General features: G+C 53.9%; 26 protein-coding genes, 1 pseudogene and 1 other annotated feature. Of the genes and pseudogenes, 11 read left to right on the top strand and 16 right to left on the bottom strand.

The window, feature by feature from the left end:
* The first annotated feature begins 283 nt into the window (after positions 1-283).
* The 6 genes from IBT47_RS00265 (at position 284) to IBT47_RS00240 (ending at position 6,183) form a co-directional block, all read left to right on the top strand.
* Positions 284-1,117, top strand: coding sequence for a pyruvate, water dikinase regulatory protein (locus tag IBT47_RS00265; protein ID WP_105594982.1), 834 nt, complete (start codon positions 284-286; stop codon positions 1,115-1,117).
* Between the two features lie 143 nt (positions 1,118-1,260).
* A complete protein-coding gene (locus IBT47_RS00260; protein WP_105594983.1) occupies positions 1,261-2,307 on the top strand; it encodes a 3-deoxy-7-phosphoheptulonate synthase in 1,047 nt (348 codons plus the stop codon).
* Positions 2,308-2,563: 256 nt separating this feature from the next.
* Positions 2,564-3,595, top strand: a complete 1,032-nt coding sequence (locus IBT47_RS00255) for a hemin-degrading factor (RefSeq protein WP_200558600.1) — start codon at positions 2,564-2,566, stop codon at positions 3,593-3,595.
* Positions 3,592-4,413, top strand: a complete 822-nt coding sequence (locus tag IBT47_RS00250; protein WP_105594985.1) for a hemin ABC transporter substrate-binding protein — start codon at positions 3,592-3,594, stop codon at positions 4,411-4,413. Before IBT47_RS00255 ends, IBT47_RS00250 begins: the two co-directional genes overlap by 4 nt.
* A complete protein-coding gene (locus tag IBT47_RS00245; protein ID WP_105594986.1) occupies positions 4,410-5,411 on the top strand; it encodes an iron ABC transporter permease in 1,002 nt (333 codons plus the stop codon). The genes IBT47_RS00250 and IBT47_RS00245 overlap by 4 nt, the downstream gene beginning before the upstream one ends.
* A complete protein-coding gene (locus tag IBT47_RS00240) occupies positions 5,404-6,183 on the top strand; it encodes a heme ABC transporter ATP-binding protein (protein WP_200558599.1) in 780 nt (259 codons plus the stop codon). The genes IBT47_RS00245 and IBT47_RS00240 overlap by 8 nt, the downstream gene beginning before the upstream one ends.
* Here IBT47_RS00240 and IBT47_RS00235 read toward each other — a convergent pair.
* The 5 genes from IBT47_RS00235 to btuC all read right to left on the bottom strand — a co-directional run bounded on the left by IBT47_RS00235 (position 6,180) and on the right by btuC (position 10,629).
* Positions 6,180-7,619: a YdiU family protein gene (locus IBT47_RS00235; protein WP_200558598.1), complete on the bottom strand. Its 1,440-nt coding sequence runs from the start codon at positions 7,617-7,619 to the stop codon at positions 6,180-6,182. The genes IBT47_RS00240 and IBT47_RS00235 overlap by 4 nt on opposite strands.
* A 168-nt stretch (positions 7,620-7,787) precedes the next feature.
* Positions 7,788-8,246, bottom strand: coding sequence for a C40 family peptidase (locus IBT47_RS00230; protein WP_200544612.1), 459 nt, complete (start codon positions 8,244-8,246; stop codon positions 7,788-7,790).
* 73 nt (positions 8,247-8,319) lie between these two features.
* A complete protein-coding gene (gene btuD / locus IBT47_RS00225) occupies positions 8,320-9,060 on the bottom strand; it encodes a vitamin B12 ABC transporter ATP-binding protein BtuD (protein ID WP_200558597.1) in 741 nt (246 codons plus the stop codon).
* Positions 9,061-9,606 (bottom strand): glutathione peroxidase, encoded by a 546-nt coding sequence (locus IBT47_RS00220; protein WP_200558595.1) that lies wholly within the window; start codon positions 9,604-9,606, stop codon positions 9,061-9,063.
* 42 nt (positions 9,607-9,648) lie between these two features.
* The gene (gene btuC, locus IBT47_RS00215; RefSeq protein WP_200558594.1) at positions 9,649-10,629 is read right to left on the bottom strand and encodes a vitamin B12 ABC transporter permease BtuC; all 981 of its coding nucleotides are present in this window, start codon (positions 10,627-10,629) and stop codon (positions 9,649-9,651) included.
* 254 nt (positions 10,630-10,883) lie between these two features.
* On the opposite strand from btuC, the gene IBT47_RS00210 reads away from it, so the two are divergent.
* Positions 10,884-11,672, top strand: a complete 789-nt coding sequence (locus IBT47_RS00210; RefSeq protein WP_234471626.1) for a DUF6216 family protein — start codon at positions 10,884-10,886, stop codon at positions 11,670-11,672.
* 11 nt (positions 11,673-11,683) lie between these two features.
* On the opposite strand, the gene IBT47_RS00205 is transcribed toward IBT47_RS00210, so the two are convergent.
* From IBT47_RS00205 to IBT47_RS00160, 10 genes and pseudogenes are all read right to left on the bottom strand, one after another.
* A protein-coding gene (locus IBT47_RS00205; protein ID WP_200558593.1) for an IS3 family transposase occupies positions 11,684-12,939 on the bottom strand; the annotation gives its coding sequence in 2 pieces (ribosomal slippage) (positions 11,684-12,579 and positions 12,579-12,939; 1,257 coding nt in all).
* Between the two features lie 99 nt (positions 12,940-13,038).
* Positions 13,039-13,338: an integration host factor subunit alpha gene (gene ihfA / locus IBT47_RS00200; RefSeq protein WP_017802142.1), complete on the bottom strand. Its 300-nt coding sequence runs from the start codon at positions 13,336-13,338 to the stop codon at positions 13,039-13,041.
* 4 nt (positions 13,339-13,342) lie between these two features.
* Positions 13,343-15,730 (bottom strand): phenylalanine--tRNA ligase subunit beta, encoded by a 2,388-nt coding sequence (pheT, locus tag IBT47_RS00195; RefSeq protein WP_200558592.1) that lies wholly within the window; start codon positions 15,728-15,730, stop codon positions 13,343-13,345.
* Between the two features lie 15 nt (positions 15,731-15,745).
* Positions 15,746-16,729 carry a phenylalanine--tRNA ligase subunit alpha gene (pheS, locus tag IBT47_RS00190; RefSeq protein ID WP_105594994.1) on the bottom strand — a complete coding sequence of 328 codons (984 nt, stop codon included), beginning with the start codon at positions 16,727-16,729 and terminating at the stop codon, positions 15,746-15,748.
* A gap of 78 nt (positions 16,730-16,807) precedes the next feature.
* Positions 16,808-16,932 (bottom strand) — a sequence feature (Phe leader region).
* Positions 16,883-16,924, bottom strand: a pseudogene (locus tag IBT47_RS00185) (hypothetical protein). It overlaps the preceding feature by 42 nt.
* A gap of 118 nt (positions 16,933-17,050) precedes the next feature.
* The gene (gene rplT / locus IBT47_RS00180; protein WP_105594995.1) at positions 17,051-17,407 is read right to left on the bottom strand and encodes a 50S ribosomal protein L20; all 357 of its coding nucleotides are present in this window, start codon (positions 17,405-17,407) and stop codon (positions 17,051-17,053) included.
* 41 nt (positions 17,408-17,448) lie between these two features.
* A complete protein-coding gene (gene rpmI, locus IBT47_RS00175) occupies positions 17,449-17,646 on the bottom strand; it encodes a 50S ribosomal protein L35 (protein WP_010275699.1) in 198 nt (65 codons plus the stop codon).
* A 92-nt stretch (positions 17,647-17,738) separates the two neighbouring features.
* Positions 17,739-18,290, bottom strand: a complete 552-nt coding sequence (infC, locus tag IBT47_RS00170) for a translation initiation factor IF-3 (protein ID WP_072166329.1) — start codon at positions 18,288-18,290, stop codon at positions 17,739-17,741.
* 3 nt (positions 18,291-18,293) lie between these two features.
* The gene (gene thrS / locus IBT47_RS00165) at positions 18,294-20,222 is read right to left on the bottom strand and encodes a threonine--tRNA ligase (RefSeq protein ID WP_200544602.1); all 1,929 of its coding nucleotides are present in this window, start codon (positions 20,220-20,222) and stop codon (positions 18,294-18,296) included.
* A gap of 301 nt (positions 20,223-20,523) precedes the next feature.
* Positions 20,524-21,279, bottom strand: a complete 756-nt coding sequence (locus tag IBT47_RS00160; protein ID WP_105594997.1) for a YdiY family protein — start codon at positions 21,277-21,279, stop codon at positions 20,524-20,526.
* 548 nt (positions 21,280-21,827) lie between these two features.
* Between IBT47_RS00160 and ghoS the strand changes: the two genes are divergently transcribed.
* Together ghoS and IBT47_RS00150 are read left to right on the top strand one after the other, a co-directional pair.
* The gene (ghoS, locus tag IBT47_RS00155) at positions 21,828-22,121 is read left to right on the top strand and encodes a type V toxin-antitoxin system endoribonuclease antitoxin GhoS (RefSeq protein ID WP_200558591.1); all 294 of its coding nucleotides are present in this window, start codon (positions 21,828-21,830) and stop codon (positions 22,119-22,121) included.
* A 102-nt stretch (positions 22,122-22,223) separates the two neighbouring features.
* The gene (locus tag IBT47_RS00150; RefSeq protein WP_200558589.1) at positions 22,224-23,117 is read left to right on the top strand and encodes a fructosamine kinase family protein; all 894 of its coding nucleotides are present in this window, start codon (positions 22,224-22,226) and stop codon (positions 23,115-23,117) included.
* A gap of 23 nt (positions 23,118-23,140) precedes the next feature.
* Here the strand turns inward: IBT47_RS00150 and IBT47_RS00145 are convergent, their stop codons facing one another.
* The gene (locus IBT47_RS00145; protein WP_200558587.1) at positions 23,141-23,680 is read right to left on the bottom strand and encodes a YniB family protein; all 540 of its coding nucleotides are present in this window, start codon (positions 23,678-23,680) and stop codon (positions 23,141-23,143) included.
* Positions 23,681-23,863: 183 nt separating this feature from the next.
* Between IBT47_RS00145 and hxpB the strand changes: the two genes are divergently transcribed.
* Together hxpB and IBT47_RS00135 are read left to right on the top strand one after the other, a co-directional pair.
* Entirely contained in the window at positions 23,864-24,535 is a 672-nt protein-coding gene (gene hxpB, locus IBT47_RS00140; protein WP_200558586.1) for a hexitol phosphatase HxpB, read from the top strand.
* Between the two features lie 183 nt (positions 24,536-24,718).
* Positions 24,719-25,309 (top strand): metal-dependent hydrolase, encoded by a 591-nt coding sequence (locus IBT47_RS00135; RefSeq protein WP_200558585.1) that lies wholly within the window; start codon positions 24,719-24,721, stop codon positions 25,307-25,309.
* Positions 25,310-25,377 lie beyond the last annotated feature (68 nt).

The following is a 25,377-nucleotide window of genomic DNA, read 5'->3' as shown; positions in this document are numbered from 1 at the left end:
ATAAAGTTAAAAAATCACTCCTAAATCGCACAAATTTGTTTGCGCAACAAAAACAGGATTCCATTTAAGAATGATTTTATAAAAAAGGGGGTATTAATTGAATAGTAAATAGAAACGTCATTTCAATTTTGCAGAATGAAATGATAATGCAAAGTTTATAAGAATAAAAATTTCAAATCATCTTTTATTTGGATTTTTCATTTTGTTTTGTCGATGAAATCACAGTTTGCTTTCCGTATCGGAAATAATTTAGTCTGCCCGCATAGCTCATTCTGGAGATAAAATGGACGTGAATGCCGAACGCAGTGTTTTCTATATTTCAGATGGTACGGCAATAACCGCCGAGGTGCTGGGTCATGCCGTACTTTCCCAGTTCCCGGTGGAAACCAACAGCGTGACGCTGCCCTTCGTGGAGAACGTGCAGCGGGCACAGGCGGTGAAAGCGCAAATCAACACCATTTATCAGCACAGCGGTATTCGCCCGCTGGTGTTTATCTCTATCGTTACGCCGGAAATACGCGAGATCATTTTACAAAGTGACGGATTCTGCCAGGACATCGTTCAGTCGCTGGTGGCACCGCTCCAGCAGGAGCTGGGCGTTGCGCCTGCGCCGGTCGCTAACCGAACCCACGGACTGACCGCCAGCAACCTGGGCAAATACGACGCCCGCATTGCCGCCATTGACTACACACTGGCCCACGATGACGGTATTTCTCTGCGCGGGCTGGAGGAAGCGCAGGTGATACTCCTGGGTGTATCGCGCTGCGGTAAAACCCCTACCAGCCTCTATCTGGCGATGCAGTTTGGCATCAAAGCGGCGAACTACCCGTTTATCGCCGACGATATGGATAACCTGAAGCTGCCGCCTGCGCTGAAGCCGTTCCAGAACAAGCTGTTTGGCCTGACCATCGACCCGGAACGTCTGGCGGCGATTCGCCAGGAGCGCGCGGTGAATACGCGTTATGCCTCAATGCGCCAGTGCCGACTGGAGGTAGGTGAAGTTGAAGCGCTGTTCCGCACCAATCAGATCCGCTATCTCAACAGTACCAACTATTCGGTAGAAGAAATCGCTACCAAGATCCTCGATATCATGGGACTGGCGCGACGCATGTACTGACGCCCGGCGAACAGGCGGGTCTGCGGTTTTTTTATGGCATTTATCCTTCGGCGATGGTTGAAATCATCGCCGTTTGCTTTAAGGTGATCGCCATTACTTCCCGGTATTCCTGCCGTTGCGAAGACAAAAATTTAGAGAAGACCATGAATAAAACAGATGAACTGCGGACCGCGCGCATCGACAGCCTGATAACGCCTGCCGAACTGCTTGCCAGACAGCCTATTACCGCCGCCATAGCCGAAAATGTGATGACCTCACGCCAGCGTATTGCCCGTATTCTTTCGGGCGAGGATAAGCGTCTGCTGGTGGTCATCGGTCCCTGCTCGCTGCACGATCCCGCTGCAGCACTGGAGTACGCCTCACGCCTCAACGAACTGCGCGATAAGTATCAGTCCCGGCTGGAAATCGTGATGCGGGCCTATTTTGAAAAGCCGCGCACGGTGGTGGGCTGGAAAGGACTGATTTCAGACCCGGATCTGGACGGCAGTTTCCGCGTTAACCACGGGCTGGAAGTGGCGCGCAAGCTGCTGCTGGATATCAATGCACTGGGCATGCCCACCGCCACTGAATTTCTCGATATGGTGATCGGGCAGTTTATTGCCGATCTGATTAGCTGGGGCGCTATCGGCGCGCGCACCACTGAAAGTCAGATTCATCGTGAAATGGCCTCTGCGCTCTCCTGCCCGGTCGGCTTCAAAAACGGCACCGACGGCAACATCCGTATCGCCGTGGATGCTATCCGTGCGGCCCGCGTCAGTCACATGTTCCTCTCTCCTGACAAACAGGGGCAGATGACGATCTACCAGACCAGCGGAAATCCTTCCGGCCATATCATTATGCGCGGCGGCAAGCAGCCTAACTACCATGCGCAGGACATTGCTGAAGCCGCCGCGGCACTTACCGAACATCGCCTGCCGACGCAGATGGTGATCGACTTCAGTCACGGTAACTGCCTGAAACAGCACCGTCGACAGAAAGACGTTGCAGCCTCCATCGCCGGGCAGATCCGCAACGGCTCAACGGCGATTGCCGGGGTGATGATTGAAAGTTTCCTGCAGGAAGGCGCGCAAAAAGTTCTGCCGGATACGCCGCTGACCTGGGGCCAGTCCATCACCGATCCCTGCCTCGGGTGGGATGACAGCGCCGCCGTTCTGGCGCAGCTGGCTGACGCTATCGACAGTCGTTTTTAATCTTCTGGCTGGCCATTTTATGGCCAGTCTTTCAACTTCTATGCTCTCCCTCGTCAATAAGCTGAATTTCTGCTTGATTACCGCCACCTTTCCCTGATAATGATTATCATTCTGATAATGAATATCCTTTTTCTATCAACGGCTATTCTGTGTGATCGCTCCCGAGTATGCGATCGGCAGCCATGAATTTACGAGCCATCAGTGGTAATGATTGTCACTGACGATTGTCAGTGGATGAACTTTGTGAGGAGCAGCAATGACAGCGCAATACCAACGTTACACCGAATTAAAAGAAGAGCATCCGAAAAAATATGCCCGCGATATTGCTGCGCTGATGGGGATCAGCGAAGCCGAGTTGACCGCTGCACGCGTTGGCCATCAGGCTGCTCCACTGCGCCCTGCAATGCGCGAACTGCTGCACGCGCTGGAAAAAGTGGGTGAAACTAAATGTATTACCCGCAACGAATATGCAGTTCATGAACAGCTGGGTACGTTTAACAATATCCATATCAATGAACATGCCGGGATCGTATTGAATCCGCGCGCCCTGGATCTGCGCGTGTTTGTGAATCAGTGGGCCAGCGTGTTCCATCTGCAGGAAATGACCGGCCACGGCGAACGCCAGAGCATTCAGTTCTTCGATCGCCAGGGCGATGCGGTGCTGAAAGTCTACGCGACCGATAAAACCGATATGGATGCCTGGCAGGCCGTGCTGGAAGAATTCAAAGCCGAACCGGCCGCTGAATTCAGCGTAGCCGCCGCAGAACCTGCCAGCTTTGCTGACAGCGTGGATGCCGCAGTGCTGGAAAGCGAGTGGCGCGCAATGACCGACGTGCACCAGTTCTTCCGTCTGCTGAAGCGCCATAACGTCTCCCGCCAGCAGGCTTTCCGCGCCGTTGCCGACGATCTGGCGACCCGCGTCAGCAATACGTCACTGGCGACGCTGCTGGAAACCGTTAAGCGCGACGGTAACGAAATCATGATTTTCGTCAGCAACCGCGCCTGCACCCAGATTTTCACCGGCGTGATTGAGAAACTGATGCCGATGCACAACTGGCTGAATATCTTTAACCCGGCGTTCACTCTGCACCTGCAGGAGCTGGAAATTGCCGAAACCTGGATCACCCGTAAACCGACCGCCGACGGCATTGTTACCAGCCTTGAGCTTTTCGCCGCTGACGGCACGCAGATCGCCCAGCTTTACGGTCAGCGTAGCGAAGGTCAACCGGAACAGAGCCAGTGGCGCGAACAGTTAGCAACCCTCAGCAGCGAGGAAGTTTCAGCATGAAATCATGGTTAGCCGCGCTTTGCGTTTTACCGCTGTCGTTTTCAACCCTGGCCGCTGAGCGCATCGTCAGCATCGGTGGTGATGTAACGCAGATCATCTATGCCCTTAACGGACAGAAAGACCTCGTCGCACGTGACACCACCAGTCTGCACCCGGAAGAAGTGAAGAAACTGCCCGACGTTGGCTATATGCGTATGCTGAACCCTGAAGGCATTCTCGCGCTGAAACCGACGCTGGTGCTGACCACTGAGCTGGCTAAACCGGCGCTTGCGCTGGAACAGGTGGCGAAAAACGGCGTGAAAGTGGTCGATGTCACCGGTAAGACCGACGTCTCTGCGATCAATCAGAAAATTGAAACTGTTGCCGTCGCCCTGCATCGCGAGCAGGAAGGCAAAGCGCTTCAGGCGAAGATCTCCAGCGAGCTGGCCAGCATTCCTAAAACTCAGCTGCCGGTGAAGGTGCTGTTTATCCTCGCCCACCAGGGCATGGGCACTATGGCTGCGGGCAGCGGCACGTCTGCCGACAGCGCTATCCAGGCGGCAGGTCTGCAAAACGCCATGGCTTCGGTAAACCGTTATCAGGCACTGTCGCAGGAAGGCGTGGTTGCCAGTGCGCCACAGCTGATTGTGATCACCACCGATGGCCTGAAAACCGTCGGCGGTGAAGCAAACCTGTGGAAACTGCCGGGTCTGGCATTGACTCCGGCGGCGAAAAACAAGCAGCTGCTGGTGGTCGATGACATGGCGCTGCTGGGCTTCGGTATCGATACTCCTGCGGCTATTCTGAAGCTGCGCCAGACCGCGGAAACCATTAAGTGATGTCAGCACGCGCCTTACGCTGGCTGGGCATTTTACTGCTGCTGCTGCTGACGCTCGCCGTCAGCGCAGCCAATATCGGGGCGATGAAGCTATCGCTGCCGATGCTGTGGCACGCCGGAACGGACAGCAGCCTGTGGCAAATCTGGTTTACTATTCGCCTGCCCCGCGTACTGCTGGCGGTCATCGTTGGCGGTGCTCTGGCGCTCTCCGGCTGCGTCATGCAGGGTCTGTTCCGTAACCCACTGGCCGATCCTGGCCTGCTGGGGATCAGCAGCGGTGCGGCGCTGGCGGTGGCGTTCTCCATCGTTATGTCTGTTTCGCTGCCGGGAATTTTCGCGCTGTATGTACCGCTGTTTGCGGCGTTTATCGGCAGCATTGCGGTAACGGTGCTGATTTTCCTGCTCAGCCGCCAGGGTTTTAGCGGACTGAGCCGCCTGCTGCTGGTGGGGATTGCGATCAACGCCCTCTGTGCAGCGGCCGTGGGCGTGCTGTCGTGGGTCAGCACCGACCAGCAGCTGCGCCAGCTATCGCTGTGGGGCATGGGCAGTCTGGGTTCCGCGCAGTGGCCAACCGTACTGGTTTGCGCCTCGGTGGTGTTACCGGCGATGGTGCTGGTTCAGCGTCTTGCCGGGCGTCTGAATCTGCTACAGCTGGGCGAGGAAGAAGCGCACTATCTCGGCGTCGACGTGCCGCGCACCCAGCGCTATCTGCTGGTGCTCAGCGCGCTGCTGGTCGCCGCTGCGGTATCGGTCAGCGGTATTATCGGCTTTATCGGCCTGGTCGTGCCGCATCTGATGCGCTTCTGGCTCGGCGGCGATCATCGCTGGCTACTGCCCTCTTCGCTGCTCAGCGGTGCCATCCTGCTGCTGATTTCGGACACGCTGGCTCGCACGCTGGTGGCTCCTGCAGAAATGCCCGTTGGTTTGCTCACCAGCCTGATAGGCGGTCCGTGGTTCCTGTGGCTGATCCTGCGCCGCCGTGGAGGTATGAATGGATGAGTCATTAACGGCCAGCGGGCTGGGCTATAACCCGGGCCAGCGCTGGTTGCTTGAAGATATCTCCCTCACTCTGCGTCCCGGTGAGCTGGTATCGCTGATTGGGCCAAACGGGGCCGGTAAATCGACACTGTTGCGTCTGCTGACCGGTTTCTACACGCCACAACGCGGGCAGTGCACGCTTAACGGCAAGCCGCTGGCGGCCTGGTCACCGGCAAAATTATCGCAGCAGCGGGCGGTAATGCGTCAGCAAAGCAATATGAGCTTCCCGCTCAGCGTAGCCGATGTGGTGGCGATGGGCCGCGCGCCCTGGCCTGGACAACCGCAAAAAGCGATCGTTCAGGAAGTGATGGCGCTGACCGGCTGTGTGAATCTGGCTAATCGCGACTTCCTGCAGCTTTCCGGCGGTGAACAGCAACGGGTACAGCTGGCCCGCGCGCTGGCGCAGCTGTGGCAGCAGGACGGGCCGCGCGGCTGGCTGTTCCTTGATGAACCCACCTCGGCGCTGGATCTCTATCACCAGCAGCACCTGCTGCGCCTGCTGTCGCAGCTGACCCAACAGCATCCGCTCAGCGTCTGCTGCGTGCTGCACGATCTGAATCTTGCGTCGCTGTGGTCGGACCGTGTGATACTGCTGGCGCAGGGGAAACTGGTAGCCGAAGGCTCGCCGGCCGACGTGCTGGATGAAGAGACGCTGACGCGCTGGTATCACGCCGACGTGATGGTGCACCCGCATCAGATCGAAGGGGTGCCACAGGTGGCTCTGCGCCGCTAGCTGGAGCAGCTGACCTCGATTTTCTTACCCCAGTCCGGCGGTCGACGTGCCAGATCGCCGAACTCTTCGATGTCTTCAAACGGATGTGACAGCGCCTGGTGCAGTCTTGCCAGTGCGCTGGTGTCGTCCTGTTCCGCCTTCTCAATGACCTGCTGAGCCAGATAGTTACGCAGCACTACCGCCGGATTAGCCTGTTTCATAGCCCGCTGGCGATCCTCATCGCTACGCTCTTCCTGCAAGACCCGCTGACGCCAGACGTTATACCAGCCGTCAAACGCATCGCGATCGATAAACTCATCGCGCAGCGGTGAACGGGACTGCTGCTGCTCGCTGTCGCTAAGTAACCGGAAGGTACGGGTATAATCACTTCCCTCACGCGTCATTAACGACAGCAGCCCGGTAAGAATATCGTTATCGTGCCTGTCGGCGGTCATCAGCCCCAGTTTCGCCCGCATTTTTTCGCCCCAGACTCGCATCAGCTCCGGTTCGTAGTTCACCAGCGCCTGCTTAAGCTGCTCGGTAGTCATCAGGCCAGAGAGCGAATGCGCAAGGCGGTTCAGGTTCCACAGCCCAATCATTGGCTGATTCTCAAAGCTGTAGCGCCCCTGATGGTCGGTATGGTTGCAGATAAATTCCGGCTGGTAGTCATCCAGAAAACCATAAGGGCCGTAGTCCAGCGTCAGGCCGAGAATCGACATGTTATCGGTATTCATTACGCCGTGGGCAAACCCTACGCTCTGCCAGCTGGCGATCAGCCGCGCGGTGCGCTTCACCACGTCGCTGAACCACAGCAGGTATTTATCCGCTTCCTGTTGCAGATGCGGCCAGTGATGACGAATGGCGTAGTCGGCCAGCTCGTTGACTTTTTGCTGATTGCCGCTGTAGTAAAAATGCTCAAAGTGGCCAAAGCGCAGGTGACTCTCCGCCACGCGCAGCAGCATCGCACCGCGTTCGGTTGTTTCGCGGTAAACGGGTTCGTCGCTGGCAACAATAGTCAGCGCCCGGGTAGTCGGGATGCCCAGCGCGTGCATCGCTTCTGAGGCCAAAAACTCGCGCAGCGTGGAGCGCAGAACCGCACGCCCGTCCCCCATCCGCGAATAAGGCGTAAGCCCCGCTCCCTTCAGGTGCCAGTCAACTTTACGCCCGTCGGCCAGTTGCTGCTCACCCAGGAGCAGTCCGCGCCCGTCACCGAGCTGTCCGGCCCAGACGCCGAACTGATGTCCGCTGTAGACCTGCGCCAGTGGCTGCATGCCATCCGCCAGGCGGTCGCCGCTCCACAGCCCAACGTTCTCCGCGTTGAACAGCTCGTCGCCCAGCCCCAGTTCACGCGCCAGCGCTGCGTTACGATACAGCAGGCGCGGATTCGCTAACGGTGTGGGCGATACGGCGCTGTAGCAGCCGCTCAGTTCCTGGAACCAGGTATTATTAAATTGCATGCTGTCTCCATCAGTGCCCGCGGGAACATCCCCGAAGGCAGGTGCCGGACCTAGTGTAAATCGCGGAGCGTGGATAAAACACGGAGACTGTGAAGGGTTATTCTGCTTTCTTCCCGCATCATCGGATAAACAGGCCTGACAAAAGCGGTCAACGCTGCGTTCGTCCGTTTAAATCCGTCGCGCCTGCCAGAACACTTTGCGCCAGTAAACATTATCCAGTGAGGATCGCATCACCCCCTGGCTGGTCGAGGCGTGGATAAACTGATTGTCGGTGTCATAAATGCCCACATGCAGGCCGTTTTCGCCGCTGCCGGTTTTAAAGAACACCAGATCGCCGGGCAGCAGATCATCCTTGCTGATGCGTGTGCCAATATCAGTTTGCGCGGAGGTGGTGCGCGGCAGCTGCAAATCAAAGCGATCGCGGAAGGTCAGATAAACAAAACCCGAGCAGTCAACGCCACCTCGGCTCATGCCACCGTAGCGGTAAGGGGTTCCGTGCCACTGAGAAAGCTGATCGTCGAGCTGCGCAATCACCATTATCCGGTCGGCAAGCTGCGTTTTTGGCGGAGGGGCATGGCTGCTGCAGCCGGCAAGAATCACGATCATGAGCACAAACCAGTAACGCATAGCACACCATCCTCTGGAGTCGGAATATTAACTTTAGCGGCAAACTCGCCGCGCTGACAGCGTTAGCGGCCGGTTACGCGAACGTGGTCAGAAAAGAGCGCCCTTCTACCTGCAGCTGGCGGAAAGGCACCTGATACAGCGCAGACAGGTGCTCAGGCGTCAGGATTTGCTGCGGGTTGCCCTGTAGCGCAGGCTGCCCAGCTCGCATCAGCCACACGATATCGGCATGTCGCAGCGTGTGATTCAGATCGTGGCTGCTCATGACAACCGTCACGCCTCGTTCAAGCAGCTCAGGAAGCAGGCGATCAAACACCGCCTGCTGACCAATATCCAGCCCGGTCATCGGTTCATCTAACAGCAGAAGCTGCCCCTGCGGCTGGCTGACCTGCGAAAAGACGGCAGCAAGCCGGACCCGCTGCCATTCACCGCCGGAAAGCTGGCCCAGCGGGCGATGCAGCTTATCGCTGATCTGTAGCGCATCGGTAAAATACATCAGCTGCTGCTCGCTGGCCGAAGTCTGCTGTACATCGTGCATTAACAGATAGTGCCAGACAGGCATCTGCTCTGAAGGCCGCTGTTGCTGCGGCAAATAAGCGCGATGCCTGGCAAGCCGCGGCGCTGCCCATGCCACCAGCGGCTCATCATTGAGCAGAATATCTCCCTTTACGTCAAGCAGGCCGGCCAGCGAGGCTAACAGCGAGCTTTTCCCCGCGCCGTTTGGCCCCACCAGATGGATCAGCTGGCCGCTGTCGACCTCGGCGCTAAAGGGAAACAGACGCTGGTCAACGGCGGCCTGGCGAATATCCAGCAGCACTTATCCTTCCAGCGCCTGTTTAATTGCGCTGACTACGACTTCATCTTCCGGCTCCATATCCGGTGAGAAGCGCTGCAGGACGCGACCGTCGCGACCAATAAGGAATTTTTCAAAATTCCACAAGATATCGCCCGGCTGCTTCGGCGCGCGGCCTTTACTGGTCATGCGTTCAAGGAAGCCGCTCCCCTGCGGGGCCAGCGCCTGCGGCTGCGCGGCAACCAGTTGAGCATAGAGCGGATGGCGCTCCGGCCCGTTTACCTCGATTTTGCTAAACATCGGGAAGGTGACGCCGTAGGTGGTGCTGCAGAACGTTTTTATTTCCGCTTCAGTACCCGGTTCCTGCTCAAGAAATGCGTTGCAGGGAAAACCCAGCACCGTCAGGCCTTTATCGTGCCAGGCCTTTTGCAGATTTTCTAACTGAGAATACTGCGGCGTCAGGCCGCATTTTGAGGCGACATTCACCACCAGCAGGACATCCCCCTGCCACTGTGCCAGCGTGGTTTTCTCACCGTCCAGCGTAGTCAGCTCTGTTGCATAAATGCTCATTGAATTTTCCTGTTTAACGTGGATGGATAGCCGTTTTAGCGGCTAACGGTTGCTCAATAATAACCAGATAAAGATCGGTGCACCCAGCGTGGCGGTCACCACGCCCACCGGAAGTTCGGCGGAATTCAGCGCCACGCGGGCAATAATATCAGCGGCCAAAAGCACACCCGCGCCGGCAAGAGCACAGCCGGGTAAAAGCGTCCGATGATCGCTAAGACCGTTCAGGCGCAAAATATGCGGGATCACCAGGCCAATAAAGCCTATCGCTCCGGCCAGCGCAACGCTGACGCCCACCAGCCAGCCAATCGCCAGCACCAAAAGATTGCGCCACAGAACCAACGGCAGCCCCAGCTGACGGGCTGACGTTTCACCCAGCGCCAGCAGATTCAGGGCCGTTGAGCGAGTCGTCAGCCAGAGTAACACCGGCAGCAGCGCCAGCATCAGCCAACGTTCGTTCCAGCCGATACCACCGAAACCGCCCATCATCCAGTACATTAGCTGACGCAGATCGAGGCTGCTGCTGAAATAGACCGCCCAGGTCATGATCGCGCTACAAACGATCCCCAGAGCCACCCCGGCCAGCAGCAGGCGGCTGCCGGAAAGATGCCAGCGGGCAAAACGCAGCAGCAACAGTGTGATAAACAGCGCACCGGCAATAGCACTGACGCTCATCACCCACGGGTCGCCGTTCCCTGCAAATACCGCCAGCACCAGACCGACGCCCGCTCCGGCGGAGACACCCAGCAGGCCAGGTTCCGACAACGGATTGTTAAACAGCGCCTGCATCGTCGCGCCCGCGACTGCCAGCGAAGCCCCTACCAGCAATACCGCCAGAGTGCGCGGCAGGCGCAGCTGCCAGACGAACAGTTCGGCATCAGCCGTTAACCAGCGCGTCGGTGGCACCCAGCGATCGCCAACACACAGGCTGAGCAGGACCAGGACCAGGCAAAACATCGCCAGCGCGCTCAGCCATATTCCTGACCGCCGTTTTGCACGCGTAATCTGTTGGTTAAGCAGGGTCATAAGCGACGTTTTGGAGTGAAAACAGAGAGTTAATTTTAGAGGGAAATCTGAAAAATGGAAGCGTCCTCTGAAAGCGGCGGATGTGTTATTCACTCTGTAACCGTGCTATCAACCCCCGTATTCGCGCCGTTTGGCAGCAGAAGTTACAGTGATAAATCGGGGAATCGACCCCTGGTAGTTATTTTCCTGGACTTTATCAACGCCATCAGAGGTGATAATAATTGGCTTACAGAACAGCAGATTAAGGTGCAGAAATGCAGAATATCACCCCCTCACTTAATATGGTCAACGCTGAATTCACCAATGCCCCGTTAGGAACGACGGTTGCGTTAATCACCATTCTGGCCTTGCTCATCAAACCAGCGATTAAAATTGCCAACAGAATTTTCACCTATAAAAAAGGACACAGTGAGATTTTGAAAAAGGGTGGCGTCCCGGCATTCATGCTGAATTTCTTTATCATCTCAATTCCATTAAAGAAGCTACCCGCGATCGGCAAACCTGAGAAAGTCATTACGTTTGTTTTTTTCATTATTTTGTTGCTGGCGTCCTGGTTTCTGATTCCCGCTCTGATTCAGACATTGAGAACCCCACCAGACTCAACGCTGTTGATCTGGAAAGAATCCGGAAAACCCTTCTACATATCCGAAAAAAAAGCGTCGGAAGCCACGACGTTCCTGCCTTCCAGCTGGTCTGTAACGGTGGAGGAGTGCCGGCAGAACACGTTATCCGCAACAGAAAGCCAGGGGGTAATCAGCGCCAGGAACCGACAGGACTTATGCACGCTGCTGACAACAGCCGAGGGCCAGTCTCATCTGGAAAATGCGATCGCTAAATTTAACAAGGAAAAGCTCTTCGTCACGTCAATGATTCCGTTTACCTTAGCGGTCATTTTGTGGCTTCTCCTGGGTTTTATCTTCACCATTTACTACACGAAAAAAGTCAGAAAATTTATTCTTATGGAACAAAAGAAGGCCATTTACTGCGCCCATGGGGATTTTTCTGCGACGGGTGTTTATGCCATCTATCAAGAGATTGAATAACATAAATGTGACTAGTCCTGATTTAGGTTGACAACGTTCTGCCTGTAAAACGCCCGATGAACCTCATCGGGCGTTTTGTATTTCAGGGCCAGATGCGGCCGCTCGTGGTTATAGATTGCCACCGATTCTTTTACCATCTTCCTCGCCTGCGCCAGATCTGCCGGGCGTGTGAGTAAAAACTCATTTTTCAGGATTCCGTTTATTCGCTCAGCCAGCGCATTCTGATAGCAGTCATAACCATCTGTCATTGAACAGGTTATCCCGTTTCTCTCATGAACCGACTGGTAAAGCGCTGAACAGTATTGTTGCCCTCTGTCTGAATAATGTATCAGGGGACCTGCCGTTTTTCTCCTCCGCAGCGCTTCTCTGAACGCTTTTATCACATTGTCAGTCTGCAGATTTTCCCCCACATGGTAACCCATAATTTTTCTGGAACAGGCATCCGTGACCAGACTCAGATAGGCCACGCCGCTGCGTAGCGGAAGGTAAGTAATATCGGCGACCCAGACCTGTTCTGGCTCGAGGGCTGTTACCTGTCCGGGGCCGGGTTTCAGCAGATTGGGATGCCGGTAAAAGCGATGATGGCTGTTGGTGGTTTTGTGATAAGCCCGTTTTACAGGAACCAGAAGCCTGTGTTCACCCAGCAGGCTAAAAAGACGGTCACGCCCAATATTCAACTTGTTATCTGACTGACTGTTCAGAAGGTAGTGCAGTTTACGCGTACCGATACGTGGTTGACGGCACCGGATACGGGCAACAAAATCAATAATCTGTGCATTATGTTGCTGTCGTTTATTGTATCTTGCGTTGTACTGATACCAGGCCTGTCTGCTGTGCCCCAGAAACTGGCATGCCCGCGTAACGGTTACTTTTGAGGTCCGACCTTGCGCGAGGACTTGCCGGGCCGCTTCTTTACGACACTCACCCCGTAATCATTTTTCAGGACATTAATAACAGACTCAAAAAATTCAGCTTTCTGGTTAGCCAGCGCAAGCTGCTCTTCAAGTTCCTTGATTCTTTGTTCGGGTGTAAGCGGGATATTTGTCTGAGCCACAGGCAGTTTCCTCTTCGCCAGGTCAGGAAGTCCGGGACGCCAGTCGAGCCGGCCATATTTACGCAGCCAGACAAGCACGGTGGAGCGCCCCTGAATGCCATATCGCTGTTGGGCCTGTTTATAGGTCATCTCGCCTTTTTCGACCTGCTCAACAACGGCTATTTTAAAGGATAGAGGATAATCACGTTGGGTGCGTTTGAACTCAGTCATCATCACGTTCTCCGTATTTAAGTCGGAAACGTGTCAACGCTATTCAGGACGGGTCAATGACATGAAAAAGGCCGCTTGCGCGGCCTTTTTGAATTGCGAATATCAGTCTTCTTTCGGTGAAGCGTTTTCTACCCGGCTCTTCAACTTCTGACCAGGGCGGAAAGTCACTACCCGACGGGCCGTAATCGGGATGTCTTCCCCGGTTTTTGGGTTACGTCCCGGACGTTGATTCTTGTCGCGAAGGTCGAAGTTGCCAAATCCTGACAGCTTAACCTGCTCACCGTTCTCCAAAGCACGACGCACTTCTTCAAAAAACAGTTCTACCAGCTCTTTGGCATCCCGTTTGCTAAGCCCAAGCTTCTCAAACAGATATTCAGACATTTCAGCTTTTGTAAGCGCCATAGGTTCAATCCCTCAAGGATGCTTGGAATCGCTCTTTCAGTGCCTCTACACATCTTGCAACGGTAGCGGCAATCTCCTCTTCTTCGAGTGTCCGGCTGGTATCTTGCAAAATCAGGCTGATAGCGAGGCTCTTAAAACCATCATCTACGCCCTTACCACGGTACACGTCAAACAAGTTTACGCCAACTACCTGATTTACGCCAACTTTCTTACACTCTGTGATGATATCTGCTGCAGGGACGTTTTCTGCCACTACAACGGCAATATCACGGCGGTTTGCCGGGAAGCGCGAAATACCGCTGACATCAGGCAGGACGCGGTCTGCGACCTTATCCCACAGCAGTTCGAACACCACCGTACGACCGTTAAGATCCAGTTTTCGCTCAAGTTCCGGGTGTACCACACCGATGAATCCGATGGCTTCGCCGCGTAAATAAATTGCTGCGCTCTGCCCCGGATGCAACGCCGGATTAGCTTCTGCTACGAACTGGATCTCATCGAGCTTGCCAGTTAATTCCAGCAGAGACTCTAAATCACCTTTCAAATCATAGAAGTCAACGGCCTGACGCGCCAGATCCCAATGCTCTTCATTACGATTACCGGTGATCACGCCAGCCAGCATAACCTCCTGACGGATACCCAGGTTTGCCTGTGTATCAGGAACAAAGCGCAGGCCACTTTCGAACAGACGCACACGAGACTGCTGGCGATTCTGGTTATACACCACAGCTCCGAGCAGTCCGCTCCATAATGACAGACGCATCGCCGACATTTCTACGGAAATCGGGCTCGGCAACAGCAGGCTCTCTTCACCCGGATGCAGCAGCGCCTGAATTTTCGGGTCAACGAAGCTGTAGGTAATCGCTTCCTGATAGCCTTTATCGACCAGCAGAGATTTAACGCGTTTCAGAGACAGATCCGCTTCGCGGTGTTTGGTCATCTCCAGAGATGCCTGGACCGGAACGTGTGGAATATTGTTGTAGCCGTAAATGCGGGCGACTTCTTCAACGAGATCTTCTTCAATCTCCATATCGAAACGCCAGCTCGGTGCCTTCGCCTGCCACTCGCCGTTACCGACGGTCACTTCGCAGCCCAGACGGGTCAGGAAATCGGTAACGTCCGCATCGGAAATCACATGGCCAATCAGGCGATCCAGCTTCTCACGACGCAGGGTGATAGTGGCGCGTTTCGGCAGGTGCTGTTCACTGGTGACATCGATCAGAGGACCGGCTTCACCACCGCAGATATCCAGCAGCAGGCGCGTAGCGCGTTCAATGGCTTTGTACTGCAGCGCAGGGTCAACGCCGCGCTCGTAGCGGTGAGACGCATCGGTGTGCAGGCCGTGACGGCGCGCGCGGCCGGTAATTGACAGCGGGCTGAAGAAAGCGGATTCCAGCAGCACATTCTGCGTCTCTTCGTTAACGCCTGAGTGATCGCCACCAAAGATACCGGCCATCGCCAGCGCCTGTTTGGCATCGGCAATCACCAGCGTATCGCTGTTCAGCGTGGCTTCGCTACCGTCAAGCAGAGTCAGTTTTTCGCCCTGTTCTGCCAGACGCACAATGATTTCACCATTGATGCGATCCAGATCGAAGGCGTGCATCGGCTGACCGAGCTCCAGCAGCACAAAGTTGGTGATATCCACTACCGGATCGATAGAACGGATGCCGCAGCGACGCAGCTTCTCTTTCATCCACAGCGGGGTGGCTGCTTTGACATTAACGCCTTTAACGACACGGCCCACATAGCGCGGGCAGGCTTCCGGCGCAGACACGCTAATCGGGAAGGTATCGGCCAGCGTTGCCGCTACCGGTAAAATTTCCGGCTCAGCCAGCGGCAGTTTGTTCAGCACCGCCACGTCGCGCGCTACGCCGATAATGCCCAGGCAGTCGGCGCGGTTTGGCGTCACGCTGATCTCAATGGTGCTATCGTCCAACTTGAGGTATTCGCGGATATCGGTACCGACGGGCGCATCCAGCGGCAGTTCAATGATGCCCTGGTGATCGTCGGAAATACCCAGTTCTGAGAAGGAACACAGCATCCCTTCAGACGGCTCGCCGCGCAGTTTGGCAGCCTTGATTTTGAAATCGCCTGGCAGTACGGCACCGACGGTGGCAACGGCCACTTTCAGGCCCTGGCGGCAGTTTGGCGCACCGCAGACGATATCCAGCAGGCGATCGCCGCCTACGTTGATTTTGGTGACGCGCAGTTTATCCGCGTTAGGGTGCTGGCCGCATTCAACCACCTCACCCACCACCACGCCATTGAAAGCACCGGCAACAGCATCGACACCGTCAACTTCCAGACCGGCCATGGTAATTTGATCGGACAGGGCTTCACCGTCAATGGCCGGATTGACCCATTCACGTAACCAGAGTTCACTGAATTTCATTGGTTTTACCCGCCCTTATTTAAACTGTTTGAGGAAACGTAAATCATTTTCGAAGAAGGCGCGCAGATCGTTAACGCCATAGCGCAGCATGGTCAGACGCTCCATACCCATACCGAAGGCAAAGCCGGAATACACTTCCGGATCGATGCCGACATTACGCAATACGTTCGGGTGCACCATGCCGCAGCCAAGCACTTCCAGCCATTTGCCGTTTTTACCCATCACATCCACTTCCGCCGAAGGCTCAGTGAACGGGAAGTAGGAAGGACGGAAACGAACCTGCAGATCGGCTTCGAAGAAATTATTCAGGAAGTCGTGCAGCGTGCCTTTCAGATTGGTGAAGCTGATGTTTTTATCAACGATCAGGCCTTCCATCTGATGGAACATTGGGGTGTGGGTCTGATCGTAGTCATTACGATAAACGCGGCCCGGAACAATGACGCGAATCGGCGGCTGCTGGGTTTCCATGGTGCGGATCTGCACGCCGGAAGTCTGAGTACGCAGCAGGCGCTTGGCATCAAACCAGAATGTATCGTGGTCCGCGCGCGCTGGGTGATGGCCAGGAATATTCAGCGCATCAAAGTTATGATAGTCGTCTTCGATCTCCGGTCCGGTTTCTACCGAGAAGCCCAGTTCGCCGAAGAAGGTTTCAATACGATCGATGGTACGAGTAACCGGATGCAGACCGCCATTTTCAATGCGACGACCTGGCAAGGACACATCAATAGTTTCCTGGGCCAGACGGGCGTTCATCTCCGCAGATTCCAGCACGTTCTTTTGCGCATTAAGCGCATCCTGCACCTGCTGTTTAGCTTCATTGATTACCGCACCGGCTGCCGGGCGATCTTCCGCTGGCAGTTCACGCAGGGTAGTCATCTGCAGGGTAAGAAGCCCTTTTTTCCCCAGGTATTCGACGCGAACGTTATCTAACGCGGCGACATCCTGAGCATCATTGATGGCGGCTTTCGCTTGCGCCACCAGATCTGCGAGATGTGACATGCTTTCCTCTTCTTCCAGCCACCGTGGCCGGTCTGTTTTTAGACTTTACGATAACATCGTTATGTATTCAGTGCAGAAACGAAAAAAGCCTCCACGGGGGAGGCTTTTAGCGCGATTTTTCGTTTCTTTTCTTTGCGCAAAAGCCCCCGAGAATCAGGTGCTAAAGTAAAAAAAGAAACGAAAATTAGCGTTCATGCTTAATGTTACCTGGTTGCTTGCGGAAACCGTTCTATTGAAATGCCCGGAGGCAAAAAAGTCAATCTTTTGCTTAGGTTACAAGCAATAAAAAAGGGGAGACAGGCTCCCCTCTTCAAATCTGGCTTACGCCAGAGCTGCTTTCGCTTTTTCTACCAGAGCAGAGAATACTGCTTTGTCGAATACAGCGATGTCAGCCAGGATCTTACGGTCGATCTCAATAGAAGCCTTTTTCAGGCCATTGATGAAGCGGCTGTAAGAAATACCGTTAGTGCGGGCTGCTGCGTTGATACGCGCGATCCACAGCTGACGGAACTGACGCTTACGCTGACGACGGTCGCGGTAAGCATACTGACCAGCTTTGATAACTGCCTGGAAGGCAACGCGGTAAACACGTGAACGTGCTCCGTAGTAACCTTTAGCTTGTTTTAAGATTTTTTTGTGACGTGCGCGAGCAACTACACCACGTTTTACACGAGCCATTTAGCTCTCCTGTTAATATTCTGAAAGTTTAAAAAAAATACTTATGCGTACGGCAGGCAGGCAATAACCAGACCCAGATCGCCTTTAGACACCAGACCTTTCGGACGCAGGTGACGTTTACGCTTAGTAGATTTTTTAGTCAGAATATGACGCAGGTTAGCGTGTTTACGCTTGAAGCCGCCAGAAGCGGTCTTCTTGAAGCGCTTGGCCGCGCCACGTACAGTTTTAATCTTTGGCATTTAAAAAATATCCACTTCGCATTGTTAATAAAATGAACCAGACAGGCGAATCACGCCGCACGCCGAAACGCACGGCAAGATTACTTTAGGGCCTACTGTTTCTTCTTGGGAGCGAGCACCATAATCATCTGGCGACCTTCGATCTTCGTAGGGAAGGATTCGACAATTGCCAGATCAATATCTTCACACAGGTCTTTACGGACGCGGTTAAGCACTTCCATACCGATCTGCTGGTGCGCCATCTCACGACCACGGAACCGCAGTGTGATTTTAGCTTTATCGCCATCTTCCAGAAAGCGAATCAGGTTGCGTAGTTTTACCTGATAGTCGCCATCATCGGTACCAGGACGGAATTTAATTTCCTTAACCTGGATAACTTTTTGCTTTTTCTTCTGTTCCTTAGAAGATTTGCTTTTTTCATAAAGGAACTTGCCGTAATCCATAATACGGCAAACGGGCGGCTCGGCGTTAGGGCTGATCTCTACGAGATCAACGCCTGCTTCTTCAGCTTTTTCTAAAGCTTCATTCAGACTGACAATACCAATCTGTTCGCCATCGACGCCTGTCAGACGAACCTCAGTGGCGCGAATTTCTCTGTTAATTCGATTAGGACGCGCCGGTTGAACTCGTTTTCCGCCTTTAATACTTTATTCCTCCAATTGATGAAGATTGCGGCTGCGAATTTCATTCTGCAGCTTCGCTATCACTTCGTTTACGTCCATGCTGCCCAGGTCTTTACCGCGGCGGGTGCGAACGGCCACTTTGCCAGATTCCACCTCTTTATCACCACAGACCAACATATACGGGACACGACGTAAAGTATGTTCGCGAATTTTAAAGCCAATCTTCTCGTTTCTCAAGTCCGCTTTTGCACGAATGCCCGCATTTTGCAATTTTCGAGTCAATTCTGCAACATATTCGGACTGACCATCGGTAATATTCATTACCACAACTTGTACCGGAGCAAGCCAGGTCGGGAAGAAGCCGGCATATTCTTCGGTCAAAATCCCGATAAAGCGCTCCATGGACCCCAGGATTGCACGGTGAATCATTACCGGCACCTGACGTTCATTACTTTCACCTATATAAGAGGCATTCAGACGGCCCGGCAGAGAGAAGTCGAGCTGTACTGTGCCGCACTGCCAGGCACGATCCAGGCAGTCATGCAGGGTAAATTCAATTTTAGGACCGTAGAAAGCGCCTTCACCCGGCTGATATTCGAACGGAATCTCGTTCTCTTTCAGCGCGGCGGCCAGATCGGCCTCGGAGCGATCCCACAGGTCGTCACTACCGATACGTTTTTCCGGACGCGTGGAGAGTTTCACCACGATCTTTTCAAAACCAAAGGTGCTGTACATGTCGTACACCATCTTGATGCAGCTGTTCACCTCATCACGCACCTGCTCTTCCGTACAGAAGATATGGGCGTCGTCCTGAGTAAAGCCACGTACGCGCATCAGGCCATGCAGCGCGCCTGACGGCTCATTACGGTGACAGCTACCAAATTCAGCCATACGCAGCGGCAGATCGCGGTACGATTTCAGCCCCTGGTTGAAAATCTGCACGTGTCCCGGGCAGTTCATTGGCTTAATGCAGTATTCACGGTTCTCCGAAGAGGTGGTGAACATGGCTTCTTTGTAGTTTTCCCAGTGGCCGGTTTTTTCCCACAGCACGCGGTCCATCATGAACGGACCTTTCACTTCCTGGTAGTCGTACTCTTTCAGCTTGGTACGCACAAACACTTCCAGCTCGCGGAAGATAGTCCAGCCGTCGTTGTGCCAGAACACCATACCCGGTGCTTCTTCCTGCATATGATACAGGTCGAGCTGCTTGCCAATTTTGCGGTGGTCACGTTTTGCCGCTTCTTCCAGACGCAGCAGATACGCGGCGAGCTGTTTCTTATCGGCCCATGCCGTACCGTAGATACGCTGCAGCATTTTATTATTGCTGTCGCCGCGCCAGTAGGCACCGGAGATTTTCTGCAGCTTAAAGTGATGGCAAAAACGCATATTCGGTACGTGCGGACCACGGCACATATCGACATATTCTTCGTGATGATACAGACCAGGACGATCGTCATGGCTGATGTTCTCATCAAGAATGGTCATTTTGTAGGTTTCCCCACGTGCAGCAAAGGCGTCACGCGCTTCCTGCCAGCTGACCTTCTTCTTGACGACGTCATAATTCGTTTCGGCCAGCTGGTGCATACGCTTTTCCAGCTGTTCGATATCTTCCTGCGTCAGGGTACGATCGAGGTCTACGTCATAGTAGAATCCGTTGTCGATCACCGGACCGATAGCCATTTTCGTATCAGGCCACAGTTGCTTGATCGCATGACCTAACAGGTGAGCACAGGAGTGGCGAATAATTTCCAGACCGGCTTCATCTTTGGCGGTGATGATGGCTACATTGGCATCTTCGGTGATCGGATCAACCGCATCCACCAGTTCACCATTTACCCGTCCGGCAATACAGGCTTTCGCCAGGCCAGGACCGATATCCAGGGCAATATCCATCACGCTTACCGCGTGGTCAAACGAACGCTTACTTCCATCAGGAAGAGTAATAACTGGCATGTAACATCCTTAATTGCAGTGGTAACCCATACGCAAGGCTACATACAAACATTGGTTTTACTTTATAAACCAGACCCTTAGTACTTAAAACCCGCTCACATTTGCCGGTTTGGTACACGGTTTGGTACACAGACTCAAAAGCGACTCAAATTCAGAGAAACCTTTGAAGGTGTAGTATCTTACACGTCATGTCGGGTAATTGCACGGTGCGGGATTAAATTGCGGCAGGGGAATTAAGTGTCGCCAGAGATCTGACTGTGTGCCAAAAGAATAACGGGCCGAATTATCGGCCCGTTGAGCATTACATTGCGTAGGAAAGTAATACCGACGTTTTGGTGTCGGTTCTTTCCGGCGCGGACTCTGGTGGATTCTGGTTCCAGGTCACGTTGTAAGCCAGTTTCAGCGCGAAGTGATCGTTGATGGCTACCTGCAGGCCGGTTTCAGAGTTGACGGTAGTATCGTCGCTACCCAGCACGGACACACCCTGAATGAATTTGGTGCTGTCGGTCAGCTGCCACTGGTAGCTGAATGCGCCATAGGCCAGGGCCTGAGTTTCATGGCCGCCTTCATGGAAGTCGTCATAACGCACGCCAGGACCGGCTTCCACACGCAGAGAGTGCACCGGACCATTCAGCAGCTGGCGACCATAACCGGCGGCCAGAATGGAACGTCCGTCGTAGCCGTTAAAACGGTCACTGAGCCAGCTGGCCTGACCGAACAGGTAGTCTGCACTGTTCATGTTATAACGTGTACGTCCACCCACCTGGTAGGTTTCGGAAGAGCGCTCATCATTAGAGGAGGTGTTGCTCGCATTTCCCCACAGGCTATAAGCGGTGCTTGGCTGATACCAGGTCATATTGGTATTTGCCGTTGCCGATGAGCTTTTGGTATTGCCGCTCTGAGCGAGATAGCCCGCAGCAGCATTCCCTTCAAATGGTTTCTTGGCTGTGCTCGGGTCATCCATAACCGTAAATACGTTGTTATCAGCCAGGGCTTGTTGACACAGTGCTCCCCCGGAGAGCAGCAGAACGACAGACAGTTTACTAAGCGCTTTCATTTAATGTGACCCGTACGGCAGTTTTGAAAAGATTAAGTCTGAAGCCTTTTGAAGGACGATCAACGCAATTTACGGTAATAAACGTAACAATTTGTTAAATCACTCTTTTTCACAAGCATCATGACGAAACTACTCTATGAATGAGAACAATCTCATTAACGGCGCGCATTATAGAGGGTATTTGGCGGGAAAACATCAGCCTGTAAATAAGAAATATCTCTAGCCAGGTCAGAAACGGCACTTAGAAAAAGCAGTAATGTAACAAAATATTAATTACAGGTTATCCTGCACTCCACATTTCCTGGCTGATTCAGGCTGCGTTAAGTGAATAAAAAATCATCAGTTAATCACTCTTCGTGCGGGTATTAATACCGAACAAAATTTGCAACACGTGCGGCACCCTGCCCTGACGCTGTCAATACGCACAGGGGGATGTTAATACGCTCCGGGGATGTTAATAAAATTTCTCCACAAGCCATCACCCGATCATCCTTCATGGTCTGGTCATGTCCTATGATGAAATGAGTTTTCAGACAACGAGGTAAGCTATGACTTCTTCTCCCGTAACCCAATACGTTGTGACCTTTCGCTACCATGAAACCGGGCTCGCTAATCTGCTTGAACTTAACAGCACCATGGCAAATGCCGGGTTTTCAACCACTCTCAACGACTCTGATGGGCACCCGCATGAACTGGGCACCAACAATTTCGGTATCGTCAGTGCCCTGTCTCTCGAAGAACTCAGGGAGCAGGCACAAAGTATTGGTGAACTGGTTCTGGGAAAACAACCGGAGGTCGAAGTCCGGACTTTGGAATCATTTAATAAGCAGGATCAAAGCTAAGTTTTTGTAAAAATGTACGATTAACGTGCATTCACGCGCAGACTGGTTATCCTTTAAGCGATACGGTAACCCTGTTCACGGCGTACAAAAGAGGAGCTTCCTATGTGGTCAGCCATCAGTCGTTTGTTGAATGAACAGCTTGGTCCCGGAGAAATCACCCACCGTACGGAGCTACCGGGCGGGGACGTCCATCCTGCCTGGCTTCTGCATTATGGCGAGCAGCAGGTGTTCGTTAAGTGCAATCAGCGAGAGATGCTGGATTTGTTCACCTGGGAAGCCGATCAGCTTCAGTTGCTGGCTCGCAGCGGAACCGTGCGCGTGCCGAAGGTCTACGGCGTCGGCAGCGTTCGTGAAGCCAGCTTCCTTCTGCTGGAATATACCCAACCCTGCCCGTTAAATTCCTCTACAGCCCGAACGCTCGGCGAACAGCTGGCGCGTCTGCATCAGTGGAGCGAGCAGCCGCAGTTTGGCCTCGATTTCGATAACAATATCACCACCTCACCGCAGCCCAACAGCTGGCTTCGCCGCTGGTCACTGTTCTTTGCGGAACAGCGTATCGGCTGGCAGCTGCAGCTGGCGGCGGAGAAAGGGATTCAGTACGGTGACATCGAACTAATCACTCGCTGCGCGCAGAGCATTCTGGCATCGCATCATCCGCAGCCTTCCTTGCTTCACGGTGATTTGTGGCCGGCCAACTGTGCAGGCAGCAGCAGCGGGCCGTGGATCTTCGACCCCGCCTGTTACTGGGGCGACCGGGAGTGCGATCTGGCAATGCTGGCCTGGTATCCCGATCTTCCCGCAGAGATTTTGGCTGGCTACCAGTCGGTATGGCCGCTTCCGGAGGACTACCTTCAACGACAGCCGGTTTATCAGCTTTACTATCTGCTTAACAGGGCAAATGTCTTTGGCGGTAGCTGGTTGGGTGAGGCGCAGCGTGCAGTCGTTGCGCTATTGGACGAGGATGAATCAGGTAGGAAGCGCGCGCATCTGGCCTGAATGCCAGCCTGCGCGCGCAGCGATCAGACAATAAAACCGAGCAGTTTCAGCACAAAATACCCGGCCACGGCAACGATCAGCGGCAAAATATAGAGCGGGAAAAACTGCAGGAAAATGGTGTGCCGTGGCACCACAATTTTCTCCTCCAGCTGCTGGCGGCTAAGGCCTTCATCCCCTCTTGCCTGCTCCAGAATCATACGGTCTTCAATCCCTTCGCGCAGATGTCGCGACTGGCGCCACATACGCGCGCCGGAAGCCTGCAGTGCCAGCCCGACGAAAATCAGAATGTAGATCGCCCAAAACTGAAGATTGCTGCCGCCGTTAAAGTTTGGCACCGGAGAATTCGTCCAGAAGCTGTGCAAAAAACCGGTGTTAAAGCGGATCATATCGATCATCACATGGGTAAAATCCTGCATTACCGCGTTAATGCCGTCCCGCTGTTCCTGGCTTTTTTCCAGAAAACCCATCAGCGAAATCAGCGTGGATAACAGTGCAGGAATAAAGATAATCCAGCCTGCGATACGCTTGACGATTGCGATCTGGCCAGCCCGTTGATAAGTCATGCTTTCTCCCGTCCATATGATATTTCGCCGACAGTCTACCTGTACTGAAAGAAAAGTGCCTGCTAAATGCTGCCCGCGGGGCGGCTTTATGCCTGCGTTCACCTCATGTCACGGCCTGCAGCGATTTTTGGTCGATACCATGTTCATGTTAAAATGACATAAACCGTTTAATGGAGCCACAAAATGTCCTATCACCGCCCCGTCGTTGCCGCCATTTTCGATATGGATGGCCTGCTGATCGACTCCGAACCACTCTGGGAACAGGCAGAACTGGATATTTTCAGCACGCTTGACATCGATTTGAGCCGCCGTGAAGAGTTGCCCGACACCCTGGGCTTACGCATCGATCAGGTGGTACGCATGTGGTATGAAACGCTGCCGTGGAGCGGACCAACGCAGCAGGAAGTTACAAAGCGTGTTATCGACCGTGCACTCAGTCTGGTGGAAGAAACACGCCCGTTGCTGCCCGGCGTGGAAAACGCTCTGCAGCTTTGCCAGCGCTCGGGGTTAAAGATTGCGTTAGCTTCCGCCTCTCCACTGTTTATGCTTGAGCGGGTACTGGAGATGTTTAACATCCGCAGTTACTTCGAGATCCTCGCCTCTGCTGAATCCCTGCCCTACAGCAAACCGCACCCACAGGTTTACCTTGATGCCGCAGCACGTCTGGGCGTTGATCCACTTAACTGCGTCACGCTCGAGGATTCCTTCAACGGGATGGTTGCCACCAAAGCCGCGCGTATGCGATCCATTGTCGTACCTGATGCAGAGTACGCTGCCGATCCGCGCTGGGCGCTGGCGGACGTTAAGCTCACGTCGTTGACCGAGCTGACCGGCCAGCATTTACTCGGCCGCTAAAAGGTCCACTCGCTCACTTTTACTGCCCGGATAGCTAACGCAGCGATGCTGTTTTCACCTTCGTTGCTTAAATGTTAATCCGGGCTAAAAATATTTATCTTTCGTTACAGCGTCACATATTTATTCTACTGTATATATTCCCTATACTGGATGCATTGACAGCTATGCAGCCAGGTACTTCCCATGACGGCCGAAGGCCATCTTATTTTCGCCATTGCCAGCGCAATTTTTGCCAAGCGCGCCGAACTGACCCCGGTTCTGGCCAGCGCGGACTGGTGGCACATTATTCCGGCCACGCTGCTGACCTGCCTGCTACCCGATATCGATCACCCAAAATCGCTGCTCGGTCAGCGGCTTAAATGGCTGTCGCAGCCCATTGCCCGCGCTTTTGGCCATCGGGGGTTTACCCACAGCCTGCTGGCCGTGGCCGGTGGCGTAGCGCTGTTACAGATGAAACTCCCCGCGGGCTGGATTATTCCCGCCGACGCGTTCCAGGGAATGGTACTGGGCTACCTCAGCCATATTGTTGCCGATATGCTCACGCCCGCAGGCGTGCCGCTGCTTTGGCCGTGCCGTTGGCGTTTTCGGCTTCCGCTGCTCAATAGCCAGAAAGGCAATCAGCTGGAACGCATGTTATGCCTGGCGCTGGTCGGCTATGCAATGTTCTTCCCACCCGGCATGCAGCATTTTGGTGCGGGCGGATGGACCAGTTCCGTGATAAATACCGTACAAAACAGCATCAGCAGAATAATTAATGCGCAACCAGAGCGATAATTAAGCAAGTAACACCAAAAAGTTATAAATAATTCCTTTTGGATATAAACCTGCACCATTCCAAACTG

Source organism: Erwinia sp. S43 (assembly GCF_016624745.1).
GTDB classification, from domain to species: domain Bacteria; phylum Pseudomonadota; class Gammaproteobacteria; order Enterobacterales; family Enterobacteriaceae; genus Erwinia; species Erwinia coffeiphila.
Note: the sequence above shows the minus strand (reverse complement) of the source record. Positions and strands in the feature narration are given on the sequence as shown.